We start from the raw sequence: 17,570 nt of genomic DNA, 5'->3' as shown, positions 1-17,570 counted from the left end.
CTGGTGAGCGGATATGTCCGACGTGTACCTCGTATCCTCAGGATGCGCCGCCGCCGTAGAACGCGTCAAGGGGGGCCGCCGGCAGTCCGTCCAGCAGGGCGTCCAGGCCGTTCAGCAGCTCTCCCGCGTCGTCGAAGTCGGCGAACCGGGGGACCAGTGCGCGCAGCCGCGGGTACTCGGCGGCCGGCAGCCGGTGCAGGCCGAGCCGCAGCACCGGATCCGGCTCCTCCGGGTTGTCGACCACCTGGCGCTTGTCCACCAGCAGGCAGCCCAGGTTCCACGCGACGAACGCGCGGTAGACGGTCAGCGCGGTGGCGTCGTCGAAGCCGGCCCGCCCGAGCACCGCGAGGATGTGCTCGGTGAGCTGCAGCACCGACGCGGGCCGCCGGGCCACCGGGACGCTCAGCGGCCTGGTCGCCACCAGCGGCAGGATCTCCGGGTGCGCGTGCGCCACGGCGGCGAACGCCCCGGCGATGCGGCGCAGTTCGGCCCGCCAGGCGGGGCCGGGGGAGGGCCCGGCGGCGGGCGCGCGGACGGCGGTGGCGCGCAGCCGTTCGTTGAGCTCGGTGAAGTAGGCCTCGATGAGGCCGTCCAGCAGGGCCTCCTTGCCGGGGGTGTACCGGTAGAGGGCCATCGACTCCACGCCCAGCTCGGCCGCCAGCCGGCGCATGGTGAGCGCGGCCAGGCCCTCGCGGTCCACCAGCGCCACGGCCGCGGCCAGCACCAGCGGACGGCTCAGGCGCGCCCGCCGCTCGGGGCCGTCCTGCTCAACCATGTCCGCACTCCTCCGCGTCGGTGCCGACAACGTCGGGCCGCGCCCGGGGCCCGTCCGGCAGGTCAGGCGGATACACCACCAGGATACAAGCGAAGTTTCCACCGGTTCGGGGTGATGTGTCCCTCCGTGACGGCCCGCGGGTCCTCCGGGGGTGGTGCCGGATGCCGTCCGGGGTCGGCCCCGGCGCCTCGCCCGGGGGCCGGGGAGGCGCGCTGCGGGGCGGTCCGGTGTGACGCGGGGTGATGCGGCGCGGTGCGGTGTCGGCGCGTGCTCACCAGGAGGCCGCGAGCAGCTGCACGGCCAGCGCGGCCACCAGCGCCGCCGAGCCCAGGGCGGTGCACAGGCGCCCCCGGGCCCCGGTCAGCAGCCGGCCCAGCAGGGCGCCGCCGGAGGCCAGCAGCAGCTGCCAGCTGGCCGAGGCCGCGAAGGCCCCGGCGGTGAACACCGTCCGGGCGACGGTGTCCGGGGCCGGGCGGCCGCCCAGCACCAGGGCGGTGAAGTAGAGCACCGTGAGCGGGTTCATCAGGGTGATCCCGAGCAGCGTCAGGAAGGCCCGGCCCGGCCCCGGCGGTGCCCCGGAAGCGTCGGCGGAGGATCCGGCGCGGCCGCGGTGGGCGCGCAGGGCGGTGCGGGCCGTCCGGGCCGCGAGGGCCAGCAGCACCAGCGCCGAGCCGACCCGCAGCGGCCGGGCCACCGGCCCGACGAGCGGGGCGAGGGCGCCGCCCCCGAACGCCGCCAGTACGGCGTAGATCCCGTCCGCCGCCGCCACGCCGAGCGCGGCGCAGACGCCGGTGCGCAGCGTCGTCCGGGCGGTCAGCGCCACCAGGTAGGCCCCGACGGCCCCCACCGGCACGGCGACGCCGTACCCGGCGAGCAGGCCCGCGACCAGGGCGGTGCTCACGCGTGCGCGCGGTCGGGCCTCCGGGGGCGGCCGGGCTGCTGCTGGACCGGGGCCGGACGGGCGGCGGCGGTCACGGGCAGCGGGCGGGCGGTGTGGTCGGTCATGCCGGGATGGTGGCGGTCGGGGCGGCGGCGCGGCAACCGGTTTTCCGACGGCCGCCGGCCGGTGTCCCGTACGGGCGAGTCCCGGACGTCCGCGGCCCGTGCGTCCGCGGCCCGCCCGGGTCGGCCGCTCCGCGGCATCGATCGGCGACGCACGATCTGGCATGCCCCTTTCAAATGAGGGGCTTTGCTGTCACGCTGCTGCTCCCGGTTCGCTCCTTCGAGAGGTTTCGATGAAAAGACTCCTGCGCACCCTCACCGGCGCCGCCCTGTTCCTCGCCGCCGGCACCACGGCCCTCGCCACCCCCAACGTGGCGAGTGCCGCGGACTGCACGCCCGCCCAGGTCGTGGCCAACGGCGGCTTCGAGTCCGGGACTTCGCCCTGGACGGCGCCGAGCGGCGCGATCACCAGCGGTGGCGGCCAGACCGCGCACTCCGGAAGTTCCTTCGCCTGGCTCGACGGGTACGGGTCCACCCACACCGAGACGCTGTCCCAGTCCGTCACCCTCCCCTCCGGGTGCGGCACCGCCTCGCTCGGCTTCTGGCTGCACGTCGACACGGCCGAGACGACCACCACCACGGCCTACGACAAACTGACCGTCAAGCTCGGCTCCACCACCCTGGCCACCTACTCGAACCTGGACGCCCAGAGCGGGTACGTGCACAAGACCGTCGACGTCTCCTCCTTCGCGGGCAAGACCGTCACCCTCGCCTTCACCGGCGCCGAGGACTCCAGCCTGCAGACCAGCTTCGTCCTGGACGACGTCACCCTCGACGTCTCCGGCGGCACCACGCCGCCGCAGCCCGGCGACCCGACCCGGACCCCGGCCGCGCCCGCCTACACCGTCGACCTCACCAGTGACGCCACCGGCGCCGGCTGGACCGGGCACGAGAGCGTCTCCTTCAGCAACGCCTCGGCCGCCCCGCTGAACGAGGTCTACCTGCGGCTGTGGGACAACTGGCACGGCAGCTGCCCGAGCACCCCGATCACCGTGAGCAACGTGACCGGCGGCACGGCCGCCCCGCTGTCGGTGAACTGCACCGCCCTGAAGATCACCCTGCCGGCCCCGCTCGCCCAGGGCCAGAGCGGCACGGTCGGCTTCGACCTGGGCATCACCGTGCCCAGCGGCGCGGACCGCTTCGGCCGCGACGGTGCCTTCAACTTCCTGGGCAACGCGCTGCCGGTGCTGGCCGTCCGGGACGCGGCCGGCTGGCACCTCGACCCGTACACCAACAACGGCGAGGCCTTCTACTCGCTGGCCTCCGACTTCACCGTCACGCTCGACCACCCGTCGAGCCTGCTGGTACCCGCCACCGGCACCTCGGTGGACACCCCCGGCAGCTCCGGACGGACCGTCACCAAGGCGACCGCGAGCAAGGTGCGCGACTTCGCCTGGGGCGCCGGGCCGTTCACCCGGATATCCGGCACCTCGTCGGCCGGGGTGAAGGTCAACATCTACTCGGTGGCGGGGATCAGCTCCTCCGACGCGCAGTCGATGCTCTCCACCGCCACCTCGGCGGTCGACGCGCACGCCCAGCGCTTCGGCGCCTACCCGTACGGCGAGTTGGACGCCGTGATCGACAACACCTTCTGGTTCGGGGGCATGGAGTACCCCGGCTTCGTCCTCGACCTGGTCAGCACCACCGCGCTCACCCACGAGATCGGCCACCAGTGGTTCTACGGCATCGTGGGCGACGACGAGTACAACAGCCCCTGGCTGGACGAGGCGTTCACCGACTACGCCACCGACCTCGCGCTCGGCAAGACCGGCTCCGGGTGCTGGAACAGCGTCTCCTGGGCCTCGTCGGCCGAGAAGATCACCAACTCGATGGCCTACTGGGACGCCAACTCCTCGCGCTACTCCACGGTGGTGTACGGCTACGGCAAGTGCGCCCTGCACGACCTGCGCCGCGCCATCGGGGACACCGCGATGGCCGGGCTGCTGAAGGGCTACGCGCAGTCGCACTGGTACGGGGTCTCCACGACGGCCGAGTTCAAGGCCGCCGCGCAGGCCGCCACGACCGTCGACCTGACCTCCTTCTGGACCCAGCACCGGATCGAGGGGTGACGACCTGCTGATCCCGTGACCTGGTGATCCGGTGATCCGGGGGCGGGTGGTGGGGGGGGGGGGGCGGGGGGGCCCCCCCCCCCCCCCGGGGCGGGGGGGGGGGGGCGGCGCCCCCCCCGGGGGGGGGGCCCCCCCCCCCCCCCGCCCCCCCCCCCCCCCCCCCCGTCCCCTCTGGGGCCCCCCCCCGCGGGGGGGGGGGGGGCCGCGGGGGGGGCGGGGGGGGGTGTTGGGGGGGGGGGGGGGGGGGGGGGGGGGGGGGGGGCCCCGGGGGCCCCCCCCCCCACCGGCGTGTCCGAGGGGCGGGTCGCCGCCCGGCAGCGGTCGGTGCGCTCCCGCTCCCGGCCGTTCCCGCAGGTCCCGCGCCCGCGGCCCGGTCCGGGCGCTGTGGCACGATGCCCGCAGGCCGGTCGCCAAGGACGGCCCGCGCCGCGCCCGCCCGGAACGAGGGGCGGGCGGCGCCCGCACGCAGGAGAGGACCCGACATGTCCGAGACCATCCCCACCAGCCCCGCCCGGCCTGCCGGGGGGCCCGTCTTCCGCACCGCCACCCTCGCCGACGTGCCGGCCCTGGTCGGGCTGGTCGAGTCCGCCTACCGCGGCGACGCCAGCCGGGCCGGCTGGACCACCGAGGCGGACCTGTTGGAGGGCCAGCGCACCGACGCGGACGGCGTCGCCGAGGTGATCGGCCACGCGGACGGGGTGCTGCTGCTGGCCGAGCGCGACGGCGAGCTGGTGGCCTGCTGCCAGTTGGAGCACCGCGGCGACCGCGCCTACTTCGGCATGTTCTCGGTGCGCCCCGGTCTGCAGGGCGGCGGCATCGGCCGGGCCGTGCTCGCGGAGGCGGAGCGGCTGGCCGGGGAGGAGTGGGGCGTCGACGAGCTGGAGATGAGCGTGATCGAGCAGCGCGCCGACCTGATCGCCTGGTACGAGCGGCGCGGCTTCCGCCGGACCGGCGTCTTCACCCCGTTCCCGTACGGCGACGAGCGGTTCGGCATCCCGCTCCGCTCCGACCTGCGGTTCGAGAAGCTGACGAAGGTGCTCAAGCAGGCCTGAGCGGCCGGGTGCGGGCGGCGCCGGCTCGGGCCCCGGTCGGCGTCCGCTCGACCCGCGGTCGGGGCGTGATGCCGTGTCAACTCACTGACCAGGGCCGATGCGGAGATGTCATACCTCGTTCATGATTGGTCTAGGCCAATGTGAGAGGCTGAGGGCGAACGGCCACGTTCCGTCCCATGCCCAGGGGGGCCATCTCCGCATGCCCGTACTCCATGGCACCGCCATGCCCGCACCCGACCCCGGTCCGCGCCTGATACCGGCCGACCCCGGTCTCCGACTGCCCAGCCCACCCGGCGACGAGGAGCTCTACTGGTACTTCGGCCCGCAGCGCCGCTGGGTGCTGCTCTGCGCCACCCTCTCCTACGCGGGAGCCACCGCCACCCTCGGCCTGTTCGCGCTGAGCCGGCCGCTGCTCTGGCCCTTCCTCGTGCTCACCGTGCTCAACGCGGCCACCTGGCTGCTCTCGCTCACCGACGGCCAGCGCGCCCGCCGCTACACCCGCGACTCGCACGACCTGCTGATGCGCGCCTGGCAGCCCGCCCGCCACCCGAGCGTCGACCTGCTGCTGCCGACCGCGGGCGAACCGCTGGCCGTCCTGGACAACGCCTACCGCCACACCGCCGCCGTCCGGTGGCCCGGCGAACTGACCGTCCTGGTCCTCGACGACGCCGCCCGCCCCGAGGTGCGCGAACTCGCCGAGTCCTACGGCTTCCGGTACCGCGCCCGCCCCGACCGCGGCCGGTTCAAGAAGGCCGGCAACCTCAACCACGGCCTGGCCGAGGGCAACGGCGAGATCGTCGCCGTCCTGGACGCCGACTTCTGCCCCCGCCCCGACTTCCTGCACCACCTGGTGCCCTACCTCGACAACCCCGAGGTCGGCATCGTGCAGAGCCCGCAGTGCTTCGACACGGACGCCGACATGTCCTGGCTCGAACGCGCCGCGGGAGCCACCCAGGAGATCTTCTACCGCTGGATCCAGCCCTCCCGGGACGCGCAGGACGGCACCGTCTGCTGCGGCACCAACGCGCTCTACCGGCGCGCCGCACTCATGCGCGTCGGCGGCTTCGCCGAGATCGACCACAGCGAGGACCTCTACACCGGCCTCTCGCTCGCCCGCGCCGGGTGGACCACCCGGTACGTGCCCGCGCTGGTGGCCAAGGGCATGTCGCCCACCGGCCTGCCCGCCTTCATCAGCCAGCAGTACCGCTGGTGCCTCGGCTCCCTGGCGCTGGTCGGCGACCCCGGCTTCCGCCGCGGACCGCTCTCCCGCTCCGCCCGGCTCTGCTTCTGGAACGGCATCCTCGGCTACGTCACCAGCGCGGTGAACGTCTTCGCCGTCCCGCTGCCCGCCCTGATCATGCTGTTCTTCGCCCCCGACGAGATCGAACCCTGGCAGGTCCTGCCCTTCCTGCCGCCGATCTGGGTCGCGCTCGTCCTGCTGCCGGCGATGTCCCGCACCCGGTGGCGCTTCGAGGTCACCCGGGTCCAACTCCTCGGCGGGCTCTGCCACGTGGTCGCGATCGCGCACGCGCTGCGCCGCCGCAGTGCCGACTGGGTGCCCACCGGCGCCGTGTCGGGCGGCAGCTCCCTCGCCCGGACGGTCGCCCGGATCGGGGTCGGCTGGCTCGGGTTCGTCGTCCTCGCCGGCGTCGCCGGACTCGTCCGCGCCGCCGCGCTCAACGGCTGGCAGCCCTACTGGGCGCTCGCCGCACTGCTCGCGCTCACCGCGTACACCATGATCCCGCTCATCCGGTCGCTCCGGCCGCTCCTGCACGGCGGCAACGGGGCCACCGTCGGGGAGGTCGCCGCACCGTCGCGGCGGCGCTCGGACCTCGGCTTCGGCCGCGCGGAGGCGGTCGCCGTCACCGCCGTGCTGCTGCTCTGCGGGCTGCTCGCCTCCGGCTGGGCCGATCCACTGGTCTTCTGACGGCCTTCCGATGGCCCTCTGACGGTACGTCTTCTGACGGACCGGGCGGCCCCGGCCGCCGCCGTACCGCCGGTCCTGGCCCTGGTCCTGCGGTACCGAACCCGCAGCGTTGCGCAGCGTCGCGCACCGTCCCTCCTCCCGTGCCGCGCACCACCGCGTGCCGCACCCGAGCGTTCCCTTGCGCGTCGCCCCACCGGCGCGGACCTCGCCGCCCGGCCGCCCCATCGGCCCGGCGGCCCAGACCACCGCTGCCAGCCCTGCAAGGAGCACCGCCGTGTCAACGGCCGTCCCGTCACCGTCCTCGTCCTCCGATCCGTCGTCCTCCGCACCGGCCCCGGACTCCCGGGCCCCGGGCTCACGGGCCGCGGACTCCCCGGCCCCCGCCGTCCCGTCCGCCGTCGAGCTGCTGCCCGGCGTCGTCCGAGTGGACCGGCAGGCCGCGCCCGACCGGCGGCCCACCGCGGAGGCCGTCGCACCGCCGCAGGCCCGCCCCCGCAACGCCTTCCGCCCCGACATCGAGGGGCTGCGCGGCCTCGCCGTCCTCGCCGTCCTCGCTTTCCACGCCGGCGTCCCCGGCCTCTCCGGCGGCTACGTCGGCGTCGACGTCTTCTTCGTCGTCTCCGGCTTCCTCATCACCGGCCTGCTGGTCGGCCGCCCGCTCGGCCTGTGGGACTTCGCCGCCCGCCGCGCCCGCCGGATCCTTCCCGCCGCCGCCACCGTGCTGGTCGCCACCGCGGCCGCCGGCGGCGCCCTGCTCGACCCGCTGCGCGGCACCGACCTCGCCCGCGACCTGATCGCCGCCGCCGGGCAGTTCGTCAACTGGCGGTTCGTCGGCCAGCAGACCGACTACCTGGCCGCCGAGCGCGACCCCAGCCCGCTCCAGCACTTCTGGTCCCTCGGCGTCGAGAACCAGTTCTACCTGCTCTGGGGCGTGCTGCTGCTCGGCCTCGCCCGGTACCTGCACGGCCGCCGCCGCACGCTCGCCATCGGCCTGGCCACCGGGGCGATCGGCGTGCTCTCCCTGCTGCTGTGCGTCCGGTGGACGGCCACCTCCGCACCGCTCGCCTACTTCTCCACCGGCAGCCGGCTCTGGGAGTTCGCCGCCGGCGCGGGCGCGGCCCTGCTCGGCCGCGCCCTGGCCGCCCGAGCGGACCGGCCCGGCACGGCCTGGACCCTGCGCCTGCTCGGCTGGGCCGGCGCGGCCGCCGTGCTCGCTCCGGTCCTGCTCTACGACCGCAACACGCCCTTCCCCGGCACCGCCGCGCTGCCGCCCGTCCTCGGCACCGCCGCCGTCCTGCTCGCCGGCCCCGCCCACCGGGCGCTCGGCGCCGCCGACGCCGGACGCCTCCTCGCCACCCGACCGCTGCGCGCCGCCGGGCGGCTCTCCTACGCCTGGTACCTCTGGCACTGGCCGGTCCTGACCATCGCCCAGGCCCGCTACGGCACAATGCCCTGGACCAGCCTGGCCGCCCTCACCGCCGCCAGCGCCCTGCCCGCCTGGCTCACCCTGCGGTTCGTCGAACAGCCCCTGCGGTACGGCAGCAGCCCGGCCCCGCGTCGCGGCCTGGCCGTCGGCGCCAGCGCCCTGGTCATCCCGCTGATCGCCGCCCTCACCCTCGGCGGCGGCACCGTCCGCGCGCTCGGCGGCACCGCCGACGCACCCGTCGCCGCCCCGGCCGGAGCCCCCGACGGCCCCGCCCTGCTCGCCCCCGGTACCCGGCTGCTCGGCCTGACCCCGTCGCTGGCCCGCGCCCGGGAGGACTTCCCGCCCGGCAAGGGCTGCGAGATCCCGCTCAACGCCGACAGCAGCCCGCGCTGCCTGTTCGGCGCCGAGGACAGCCCCGACCGGATCGTGCTGCTCGGCGACTCGCACGCCGGCCAGTGGATCTCCGCGGCCCTCGCCATGGCCGAACAGCGGCACTGGGCCCTCGAAGTCCTGGTCAAGCCCGGGTGCCCGCTGGCCACCCTGACCGTGCGCAACAACGTGCTCGGCCGCACCTTCGACGAGTGCGACCGCTGGCGGGAGAACACCCTCACCCGGCTCACCGCCGGGCCCCGGCCGCGGCTGGTCCTGATGGCCGGCCTCAACCGCTACGGCAGCCAGGAGGAACGCGCCCAGGGCTGGACCCGCACCCTCGACCGGCTCGCCGCGCTCGGAGCCCCGCTCGCCTACCTCGGCGACACCCCGATGCCCGGCAAGGACATCCCGACCTGCCTCGCGGCCTCGGACGGCCGGTCGGACGCCTGCTTCTTCCCGCGCGACACCGCCTTCGAACCCGACCCGCTGCTCGACGGCGGCCTCGCCGCCCGCTACGGCGTCCGCACCCTGGACCTCGGCCCGCTGCTCTGCCCCGGCAGCGGCCCGGACTGCCCGGCGGTCCTGGAGGGCGTGGTGCTCTACCGCGACACCGGGCACATCACCGACACCCTGGCCCGGGTCCTGGCACCGCGGCTGGACAAGGGGCTGCTGGCCGCCGGGTGAGGCCGGGGCGGGGCGGGCCGGGCCTGAGGTCCTGGTTCCCGGCCGTCCCTCACCCGCCGTCCTGTGCCCGTCGTCCCGCGCCTGCCGGGCTGGTGCCCGGGGCGGCAGGGGTGGCGGGCCGTCAGCCGTAGATGCTGCGGCAGAGCCGGGCCTGCTCGGAGCCGGCCGGCCAGCGGCCGACGCGTTCGGCCTGGTCGCAGAGGGTGCCCGGGCCCAGGGAGGGCTGCGCCGCGCCCGGGGCCGGGGCCGCCGGGGCGGGGCCCTGCCCTGCCGCAGTGGGGGTGCCGTGGGTCGCCGCGCCCGGGCGCGGGGTACGCCCCGGCCGCGGGTGCGGGGTCGCCGCGCGCTGCGAGTCGGCCGACTCGCCCCCGGTCGCCGCGGTCGTCGTCGCGGGTGCCGTCGCCGAGGCGGCCGACGCCGACCCGCTCTGCTCCGACCCGGTCGGGCCCGCCGCGCCGCCGCGTTCCGGCACGGGGGCCGGCAGCGGGGACGGCGCCGGAGTGACGGCCGGCCCGGGCTCCGCACCGGCCGGCAGGGAGGCGGAGGGCGAGGTGTGCGGCAGCGCCACCACGTCCAGGTCGTCACCCGACCCCGGCCCGCACATCGCCAGGACGGCGGCCAGCACCGCCAGCGTCCCGACGGCCCCGGCCACCCGGACCAGCCGCCTGCGGCGGCGGACCGAACCGGTGCCGGCCGCGGGCACGGGCCCCGGAACCGGCCCCGGCGCGGGAGCCACGGGCACCGGGGGCGGCTGCCAGGCGTCCTGCGGCCACTGCCACTGTCCTGCGGTGGGTTGCCCCGTCATGTCGTCGTCCTTCCAACGCCGAACCCCCCGCCGTCCCTCCCCTCAGCTCAACGAGCGCGCCGACGCGGGGACATGACCCGGAAGAGGGTTCTGGACGGGCGCCGATTGCCGCCGCGGCACATGCTGGGGGCATGGAGACCAACAGCACGTCCAAGCCCCTCGTCGAGGTTGCCGACTTCCGGACCGACAGCCGCTACCGCCTGGTGCACTTCGAGGGCCACGGCTGGGAGCCGCTCGCCCCGGAGGAGTTCGAGCCCCGGGTCCACCAGCTTTTCCCCGACCTCGACCCGCACGACGCGATCCGCGTCCACTGGGCCGACCGCCCGTGGGAGTGGCCCGCCTGGCACCCCGGTGAGGCGTGAGCCACAGTTCGTTACGCTGTCCGGGTGAGTGTGGATCACTTCTGGCGTCGACTGCCCGGACCGGCCGTCGACACGTGCTCGCCGACCGAACTCGGCGAGCTCGTGCCCGACCGGCACGACGTCCGGTACGACCAGCTGGCCGCCGACGGCCTGCTCCTCGGGGTGCGGAGCACCGCCCGGCTGATGGAACTCGCACTCACCGAGAACGGCCTGCACCCCGACCCGGCCGCGCGCCTGCCCGTCTACGGCGGCGAGCGCCCCGAACCCGGCGCCGCGGGCCCGCTGGTGCTGCGGCCCGAGCAGGTCGCGGCCGCCTTCACCTTCCTCCGGGACTCCGCGCTCGGCGAGCTCGTCCGCCAGCAGAACACCGTGCTGGCCCGCACCGTCGCCCACCTCGGCTACCCGACGCCGTGGTCCGAGACCTGGGCGGCCCGGGTGGTGGCCGACCTGCGGGAACTGCGGGACTTCTTCGCCGACGCGGCCGCGGCCGGTGACGCGGTCGTGGTCCGGGAGTCACGGTGAGCGGGGCGGGGGAGGGCGCGGCCGACGGGCGCGGTGGCAGCGCGGGGAGTGCCGTCAACGGCGGAAGCGCCGTCAACGGCGGAAGTGCTGGGTACGCCGGAAGTGCCGGCTACGCCGCCGAAGCGGCGCGACTCGCCGTCCAGTACGAGAGCGTGACCTTCGCCGAGGTCCACCGCGACCTGCTGCAGCACTACCCCGCCCCGCCCGCCGCCGTCCTCGACGTGGGCGCGGGAACCGGCCGGGACGCGGCCGCGCTCGCCGCCCTCGGCCACCCCGTCGTGGCCGCCGAGCCGACCGCCGAACTCCGCGCCCACGGCGAGCGGTTGCACCCCGGACCGGGCATCCGCTGGGTGCCCGACGCACTGCCCGGGCTGCCCCGGCTCGGCGCCGGGGGCGAACGCTTCGACCTCGTGCTGCTGACCGCCGTCTGGATGCACCTCGACGCGGCCGAGCGCCCGGCCGGGATGGCCGTCCTCGCCCGTCTCCTGGCCCCCGGCGGCCGCCTCGCGCTGACCCTGCGCCACGGCCCCGTCCCGGCCGGGCGCCGGATGTTCGACGTCCCGCCGGAGGAGGCCGTCGCCCAGGCCGCGGCCCACGGCCTGCGGCTGGTCCACCGCGCCGAGCGCGCGGACCTGCACGGCCGCGCCGACGTCCGATGGACGGGCCTGGTCCTGGAACACCCCGCGGACTGAACGGCGCCGGGGCCGCGGGGCACCGTGAACACGTGGGGGACGACGGCCCCTTGCGTCCGATCGTCGTACCGGCTCTAGACTCCGTCCCGTGGCGGATCATCAGAGCGAGACCAGGGCGGCTTACGACGGGGTCGTCGAGCTGTACGCGTCGAAGTTCGCCAACGGGCTGGAGGACCAGCCGTTCGGCCGGGCCATGATCGGCACCTTCGCCGAACTGGTCCGCGCGACGGGCAACCGGCGGGCGGCGGACGTCGGCTGCGGGCCCGGGCACCTGACGGCCATGCTGCACGAACTGGGCCTGGACGCCTCCGGATTCGACCTCTCCCCGGGCATGGTCGACCACGCCCGGCGGGCCCATCCGGCGCTGCGCTTCCAGGAGGCGCGGATGGAGTCGCTGCCGGTCGGGGACGGCGCGCTCGGCGGCGTGCTGGCCCACTACTCGGTGATCCACACGCCGCCGGGGGAACTGCCGGCGCTGCTCGCCGAGCTGGTGCGCGTCCTGGCGCCGGGCGGCCTGTTCCTGCTCTCCTTCTTCGGGACGGAGGGGCCGGTGCCGGTCCGGTTCGACCACAAGGTGACGCCCGCCTACAGCTGGCCGGTGGACCGCCTCGCCGACCTGCTGGCCGACGCCGGGCTGGCCCCGTTCGCCCGGCTGCTCCACGATCCGGCCTCCGAACGGGGCTTCCTCGACGCCCACCTGCTGGCCCGCCGCCCGTAGGCCCCGCCGGGGCCCTACCCGGCGTCCGCCCAGGCGGCGGTGGCCCGGCTCCGGTCCCGCCACTGCCGCACGCCCGGGCCGTCCGGATCCCGGCGGCGGCAGAAATCCTCCAGCCAGGCGCACTTGGCGAGCATGGCCCGGCGGCGCACCGGCCAGGGCGGGACGGGGCGACCGTAGGCGCGGAAGAGGTGGTCGAGGTCCCCGCCCCGGTCGGGGTGGTGCATCCGCACGATCCACTCGCACCACGCGAGGTCCTCGACCGGGTCCCCGGCGTGGGCGAACTCCCAGTCCAGTACGGCCGTGACGGCGAAGGTGTCCGGGTCGAGCAGGAGGTTGTTGGGCCCGAAGTCGCCGTGCACCAGTACCGCACCGGGGGCGGTGACCGGCTCACCGGACACCGCCGGGTCGAGCTGTTGCAGGCGGCCCAGGACCAGCCCGCACGCGGCCAGTACGCGCGGCCCGTGCCCGGCGTCGAGGAGGTCCTGCGCGGGCACGCCGGGCAGGTGCCCGAGCGTGAGCGCCGCCCGGTCGGCGGCCAGCACCGGCGGGACGGGCAGCCGCTCCCGGAGCCCGGTCAGCAGCCGCTCCTCGCGCGCCAGCCGGGCTTCGGCCTCCGGGCCGCAGTAGTGCTTCACGACCACGCGGCCGTCGCCCGTGGTGCGGTTGGTGTAGCCGTGCGGGAGGGGTTGCATGCGGCGATCTTCCCGGGAGCGCGGCCGCGGAGCCAGCGAATTGAGGTCGGGTCGGTCCGTCGGCGGTCCGCCACCCGGGTAGGGGAGGGTCTCGTCGGGCCGGGGCCGGAGCTCCGGTCGCCGCCCGGGCTACCGGGTCGGCACCGTCCGTCGGGCGGACCGGCGGGCTCTGCGCCGCCCGTGGCCTATCCGTGCCGGATCACCAGGCCCTGCCGGTAGCGGGCGGTGACGCGCAGGAACCCGACCAGGCCCGCGTAGTGGGCGGACACGTACTCCAGGCCGGATGGGTCCGCCCAGAGGCCGACCGGGTAGACGCCGGCCGCGGCGAGCGCGGCCGCCGTGTCGAGGCCCGCCGCCGTGCCGCCGGTGACGAGCTCGTCGAATGGCAGGCCGGCCAGCTCCCGGGCGGCCTGCTCGACCCGTTCCGGTGCCAGGGTGCGCGGCGGGCCGTAGCCCCGGTCGCCCTCCCCGGGCAGCTCCTCCTCGCCGTGGACCACGTCCACCGGGAAGCCCCGCCGCTCCAGCAGGAACCGCAGTGCGTCCCACGCCTTGCCGGTGTCGTGGCACCGCCGCTCACCCGGTGTCAGGGCACGCCCGGCCTCCCGTTCCGCCAGCTCCTCCACGAACTCCGACAACCAGCCGGGCTCCTCGGCGGCCCGGAGCAACTCGGCCTGTTTCAGCCGCACGTAGTGTCCGACGATGCTCATGCCCGGGATCCTGGCACACCCCTCCGACGGTGCCCCGGCGGCCGGCAGGCACGGCAGGACGGGCAGGACGGGCAGGACGGGAGCACCTCGACGCCGATCACCGCCCCGCTGGGCGGTGATCGGCGTCGGGTCAGGACGGCTCGGCAGCAGCCGGGGCCGCCGACTGCTCCGCCGGGGCCGGATCCGGGTGGTGGTCCACCACGTCGAGGATCACCGCCTCGGCCGAGCTGCGGTCGAAGTACTCGCGCCCCCGTACCGGTTCGATCCCCGCCCGTGCGAGCACCGCCTTCACCTCGCGTTCCAGATCGGGGGCGAACGACTCCGGGAGCTCGGTCAGCAGGCGCACCACCCGCTCGAAGCCGTCCCGGGCGTGGTTGCCGAGCCGGGGCCGTGGATCCCCGGACGTGATCCCGAACTTGATCCGGTCGCCCGCGTCGTCGACGACGACGTAGAACGCGTCCCACGAGCGCCCCGCGCAGATGCGGCAGATCCCTCTCCCCCTCGTCACGTCGTTGGGGCGGGGCGAGCTGTGGTGCCCTTCCTTGCAGCGGATCCGGTGGGGCGTGGCGGAGCCGAGCCAGGCCGGTTCCAGGACCTCCCCGCCCAACTCGGCGGTCCGGGCCCGGAAGGCGGCCTCGGCGGCGCGCGGATCGCGCCCCGCGCAGGTGCGACAGATCCCCTGCCCGTTCGCCACGGCGTTGGGGTGCGGCGCGTTCTCGTGTCCCTCCCCGCACCGGATGCGGTGCGGGGAGTCCGCGCCGAGCCAGGCCGGTTCCAGGACCTCTCCGCCGAGTTCGGCGACCCGGGCCCGGAAGGCGGCCTCCGCCACGCGCGGGTCCCGGCCGGCGCAGGCCCGGCAGATCCCCTGCCCGCTCGCCACGTCCCGGGGGCGGGGCGAGCTGTGGTGCCCTTCCTTGCAGCGGATCCGGTGGGGCGTGGCGGAGCCGAGCCAGGCCGGTTCCAGGACCTCTCCGCCGAGTTCGGCGACCCGGGCCCGGAAGGCGGTCTCGGCGGCGCGGGGGTCGTTCCCCGCGCAGGTGCGACAGATTCCCTGCCCCTGCAGGACGCCGTCGGGGCGCGGCGCGTTCACGTGCCCCTCCCGGCAGCGGACCCGGTGGGGCGTCTTGGTGTTGGTCCAGGCCGGTTCCAGGACCTCTCCGCCGAGTTCGGCGACCCGGGCCCGGAAGGCGGTCTCGGCGGCGCGGGGGTCGTTCCCCGCGCACGTCCGGCAGATCCCCTGCCCCTGCGACACGCCAGCGGGACGAGGCGTGCCCTCGTGCCCCGCTCCGCAGCGAATACGGTGCGGCCGGTGGACACCGAGCCAGGCCGGTTCCAGGACCTCCCCGCCCAACTCGGCGACGCGGGCCCGGAACGACGTCTCGGCCCCGCGCGGATCGCGGCCCGCGCAGGCCCGGCAGATCCCCTGCCCCCTCAGCACGCCCAGCGGCCAGGGACTCCCCTCGTGCCCCTCCCGGCAGCGGATGCGGTGCGGGCGGTGACTGCCGAGCCATCTCGTCTCCAGGACCTCGCCCCCGAGTTCGGCCACGCGGGCCCGGAAGGTGTCCCAGGACTGCTGGGACCTGGGCGGAAGCCGCCGCGATGTCTCCACACTGACTCCCTCGGGGTCGGAAGGGCCCGTCCGCGGCCCCGTTTCGCCCGGGGCCGCCGCCCCGTGGCGGGATGCTAGGGGTGGGGTCTGACAGACCCGGGTCCCACCCGTGTCGCCCCATCGTCCGGACCCGAGTCGTCGTCAGCTCTCGTGCCTGCGAAGGAAGTCGGGCGGGTCGACTTCCCGTGCGGGGTCAGGCGGTGCCGAAGCCTTCGGCGACGAGGCGGGTGGACCAGTGGCGCAGGGCGGGGAGGAGGGGTGGGTGGGCGAGGCCGGCGGCGGTGGCGAGGCGGTCGGCGGAGTCGGTGTCGTAGCGGTCCTCGGAGAGGAAGGTGAGGGTCTCCGGATCCGCCCCGGTGAGGGCGCGGGGGAGGTGGCGGACCAGGGGGACGGGGATCAGGCCGCGCGGCGGGCGGACGTCGAGGTGGTCGGCGAGGAGGGCGATCAGGTCGGGGAGGACGGGCGTCGCCGGGTCGAGGACGGTGTGTGCCCGGACGGGCGCGTCGTCGTGGGCCGGGGCCGCGGCGAGGAAACGGGCCAGGTGGTCGACCGTGACGACGGGCAGGAAGGTGCGGCGGGTGCCGGGCAGCAACGGGAGCCGGCCGCGGTGGAGCTGCCGGACGAGCTGGGCGAGTCCGAGGTACTGCCCGGCCTCGCCGGTCAGCGAGTGGCCGATGACGCTGCTGGGGTTGACGGTGGTGAGCGGTACGCCGAGGCGCGGGGCGGCGACGCGCACGGCGGCGTCGCCGAGCAGCTTGGACGCCTCGTAGGCGCCGAGGCGGGCGTAGCGGGCCGCGGTGGTGCGGGCGTCGAGCGGGTAGCGGGGCTGCGGGTCGCGGCCGACGCGGTAGCCGGAGAGGTGGACCAGGCGGCGCAGCCGCGGCCGGGTGGCGGACCAGTGGAGGGCGTGCAGGGCGCCTTGCAGGTTGGCGGGTTCGGCCTGGGCGCGGGTCAGCCCGAACCGGTAGCGGGCGGCGAGGTTGTGGACGTCGCGGACCTCGGCGAGCCGGGCGTCGTCCTCGGGGGAGAGACCGAGGCCGGGGCGGGTGACGTCGGCGGTGACGGTGGTGAGTGCGGCGTCGTCGGCGTCGTGGGTGCGCAGCCACCGGCGCAGCTCGCCGCCGCGGTCGGGCTCGCGGACGGCGGCCGCGACGGGCTCGCCGCGGGTGAGGAGTTCGAGGACGAGCCAGCGGCCGAGGAAGCCGCCGGCGCCGAGGACGAGAGTGCGGGGCGGTGGCGGGGCGGGCGGCATGGGGTGCTCCGTAATCTGTAGACCGGTCTGCATATTTTTTGGGCGAGAAGGAGGGGTGGAGCCACCCTGCGAGGGGGCGGCTCCACCCCGGATCGACCTACGCCGCGGGCGCATTCCGCGCGCCGAGCAGGTGGAGGACCGCGTGCTGGGCGTGGTCCAGCGGTTCGCGGCTGCGCCGGACGGACGCCAGCAGGACGGCGCCCTCCAGCAGGGCGAGCGCCTGCCCGGCGGCCGTGGCGGCCGCGGCGGGCTCGAAGCCCTCGGCCTCCAGCCGGTCGGCCAGCACCCGCTGCCAGCCCTCGTACACCTCGGCGCAGACGGCGCGCAGTGCCTCGTTGGTGCCCGCGACCTCCAGGGCGACGGTCGCGATCGGGCAGCCCTTGGTGTAGTCGGAGCCGGCCAGCCGCTCGGCGAAGACCTCGGTGAGGCGGCGGGTGAGCGCTCCGCTGTCGGCGCCCTCGGCGGTCAGGGCGGCGAGCAGGTCCTCGACCTCCTGGCCGGCCTGGACGAGGGCGGCGGTGACCAACTGGTCCTTCCCCTCGGGGAAGTGGAAGTAGAGCGACCCGCGCGGTGCGCCGGTCGCGGCGACGATCTGGTTGAGGCCGGTCCCGAAGTAGCCCTGTGCCTCGATCAGCGTCCGGGTACCGGCGATCAGCCGGGCCCGGGTCTCTTCTCCCTTGACTCCCATGCGGAAAACAATAGACCGGTCTGCATATTCCTGTCGACGCTCTCGCGGTGGCGGGCGCAGGGCGGGCGACCGTGGACGACGGGCCCGGACCGAGGCGCGGGCGCGGCGGGGCCCCCCGCCCCCGCGCCGCCCCCCCCCCCGGGGGGCCGCCCCCCGGGGGGGGGGGCCCCCCCGGGCGGGGCCCCCCCGGCCGCGGCCGGGGGCCCCCGGGCCGGG

The 17,570-nt window shown here is 76.1% G+C and carries 16 protein-coding genes; 8 read left to right on the top strand and 8 right to left on the bottom strand.

All coding sequences use genetic code 11. The annotated features are described in order from the left end of the window. Positions 1-37: 37 nt before the first annotated feature. Together ACIRS1_RS35465 and ACIRS1_RS35460 are read right to left on the bottom strand one after the other, a co-directional pair. On the bottom strand, positions 38-775 hold the full coding sequence (locus tag ACIRS1_RS35465) for a TetR/AcrR family transcriptional regulator (protein ID WP_387905209.1): 738 nt from the start codon (positions 773-775) through the stop codon (positions 38-40). A gap of 271 nt (positions 776-1,046) precedes the next feature. Next, positions 1,047-1,676 (bottom strand): LysE family transporter, encoded by a 630-nt coding sequence (locus ACIRS1_RS35460; RefSeq protein ID WP_402846555.1) that lies wholly within the window; start codon positions 1,674-1,676, stop codon positions 1,047-1,049. Positions 1,677-2,010: 334 nt separating this feature from the next. On the opposite strand from ACIRS1_RS35460, the gene ACIRS1_RS35455 reads away from it, so the two are divergent. The 4 genes from ACIRS1_RS35455 (at position 2,011) to ACIRS1_RS35440 (ending at position 9,307) form a co-directional block, all read left to right on the top strand. Next, the gene (locus ACIRS1_RS35455) at positions 2,011-3,846 is read left to right on the top strand and encodes a M1 family aminopeptidase (protein ID WP_402846553.1); all 1,836 of its coding nucleotides are present in this window, start codon (positions 2,011-2,013) and stop codon (positions 3,844-3,846) included. 482 nt (positions 3,847-4,328) lie between these two features. Beyond that, on the top strand, positions 4,329-4,898 hold the full coding sequence (locus tag ACIRS1_RS35450; RefSeq protein WP_402846551.1) for a GNAT family N-acetyltransferase: 570 nt from the start codon (positions 4,329-4,331) through the stop codon (positions 4,896-4,898). 199 nt (positions 4,899-5,097) lie between these two features. Next, the gene (locus ACIRS1_RS35445; protein WP_402846549.1) at positions 5,098-6,825 is read left to right on the top strand and encodes a glycosyltransferase family 2 protein; all 1,728 of its coding nucleotides are present in this window, start codon (positions 5,098-5,100) and stop codon (positions 6,823-6,825) included. A 274-nt stretch (positions 6,826-7,099) separates the two neighbouring features. Further along, positions 7,100-9,307, top strand: coding sequence for an acyltransferase family protein (locus ACIRS1_RS35440; protein WP_402846547.1), 2,208 nt, complete (start codon positions 7,100-7,102; stop codon positions 9,305-9,307). A gap of 121 nt (positions 9,308-9,428) precedes the next feature. Here the strand turns inward: ACIRS1_RS35440 and ACIRS1_RS35435 are convergent, their stop codons facing one another. Further along, positions 9,429-10,112: a hypothetical protein gene (locus ACIRS1_RS35435; protein ID WP_402846545.1), complete on the bottom strand. Its 684-nt coding sequence runs from the start codon at positions 10,110-10,112 to the stop codon at positions 9,429-9,431. Positions 10,113-10,243: 131 nt separating this feature from the next. Here ACIRS1_RS35435 and ACIRS1_RS35430 point away from each other — a divergent pair, with 131 nt between their 5' ends. The 4 genes from ACIRS1_RS35430 (at position 10,244) to ACIRS1_RS35415 (ending at position 12,406) form a co-directional block, all read left to right on the top strand. Then, complete coding sequence (locus ACIRS1_RS35430) at positions 10,244-10,474, top strand: hypothetical protein (protein WP_360212159.1); 231 nt, start codon at positions 10,244-10,246, stop codon at positions 10,472-10,474. Positions 10,475-10,498: 24 nt separating this feature from the next. Next, positions 10,499-10,996, top strand: a complete 498-nt coding sequence (locus ACIRS1_RS35425; RefSeq protein WP_402846543.1) for a hypothetical protein — start codon at positions 10,499-10,501, stop codon at positions 10,994-10,996. Further along, positions 10,993-11,688 carry a class I SAM-dependent methyltransferase gene (locus ACIRS1_RS35420; protein ID WP_402846541.1) on the top strand — a complete coding sequence of 232 codons (696 nt, stop codon included), beginning with the start codon at positions 10,993-10,995 and terminating at the stop codon, positions 11,686-11,688. The genes ACIRS1_RS35425 and ACIRS1_RS35420 overlap by 4 nt, the downstream gene beginning before the upstream one ends. Before the next feature lie 88 nt (positions 11,689-11,776). Continuing rightward, the gene (locus tag ACIRS1_RS35415) at positions 11,777-12,406 is read left to right on the top strand and encodes a class I SAM-dependent methyltransferase (protein ID WP_402846539.1); all 630 of its coding nucleotides are present in this window, start codon (positions 11,777-11,779) and stop codon (positions 12,404-12,406) included. Positions 12,407-12,420: 14 nt separating this feature from the next. Here the strand turns inward: ACIRS1_RS35415 and ACIRS1_RS35410 are convergent, their stop codons facing one another. The 5 genes from ACIRS1_RS35410 to ACIRS1_RS35390 form a co-directional block, all read right to left on the bottom strand. Then, positions 12,421-13,098: a phosphotransferase family protein gene (locus ACIRS1_RS35410; protein ID WP_402846537.1), complete on the bottom strand. Its 678-nt coding sequence runs from the start codon at positions 13,096-13,098 to the stop codon at positions 12,421-12,423. Between the two features lie 185 nt (positions 13,099-13,283). Further along, the gene (locus tag ACIRS1_RS35405) at positions 13,284-13,805 is read right to left on the bottom strand and encodes a DUF1877 family protein (RefSeq protein ID WP_402846535.1); all 522 of its coding nucleotides are present in this window, start codon (positions 13,803-13,805) and stop codon (positions 13,284-13,286) included. A gap of 130 nt (positions 13,806-13,935) precedes the next feature. Next, the gene (locus tag ACIRS1_RS35400) at positions 13,936-15,057 is read right to left on the bottom strand and encodes a hypothetical protein (RefSeq protein WP_402846533.1); all 1,122 of its coding nucleotides are present in this window, start codon (positions 15,055-15,057) and stop codon (positions 13,936-13,938) included. A 550-nt stretch (positions 15,058-15,607) separates the two neighbouring features. Further along, positions 15,608-16,666, bottom strand: a complete 1,059-nt coding sequence (locus tag ACIRS1_RS35395) for an SDR family oxidoreductase (protein ID WP_402846531.1) — start codon at positions 16,664-16,666, stop codon at positions 15,608-15,610. A 97-nt stretch (positions 16,667-16,763) separates the two neighbouring features. After that, on the bottom strand, positions 16,764-17,354 hold the full coding sequence (locus ACIRS1_RS35390) for a TetR/AcrR family transcriptional regulator (RefSeq protein WP_402846529.1): 591 nt from the start codon (positions 17,352-17,354) through the stop codon (positions 16,764-16,766). Positions 17,355-17,570 lie beyond the last annotated feature (216 nt).

The sequence above is a fragment of the Kitasatospora sp. NPDC101176 genome (assembly GCF_044768035.1).
Taxonomy (GTDB): domain Bacteria; phylum Actinomycetota; class Actinomycetes; order Streptomycetales; family Streptomycetaceae; genus Kitasatospora.
This window is presented reverse-complemented; position numbering and strand designations above follow the sequence as displayed.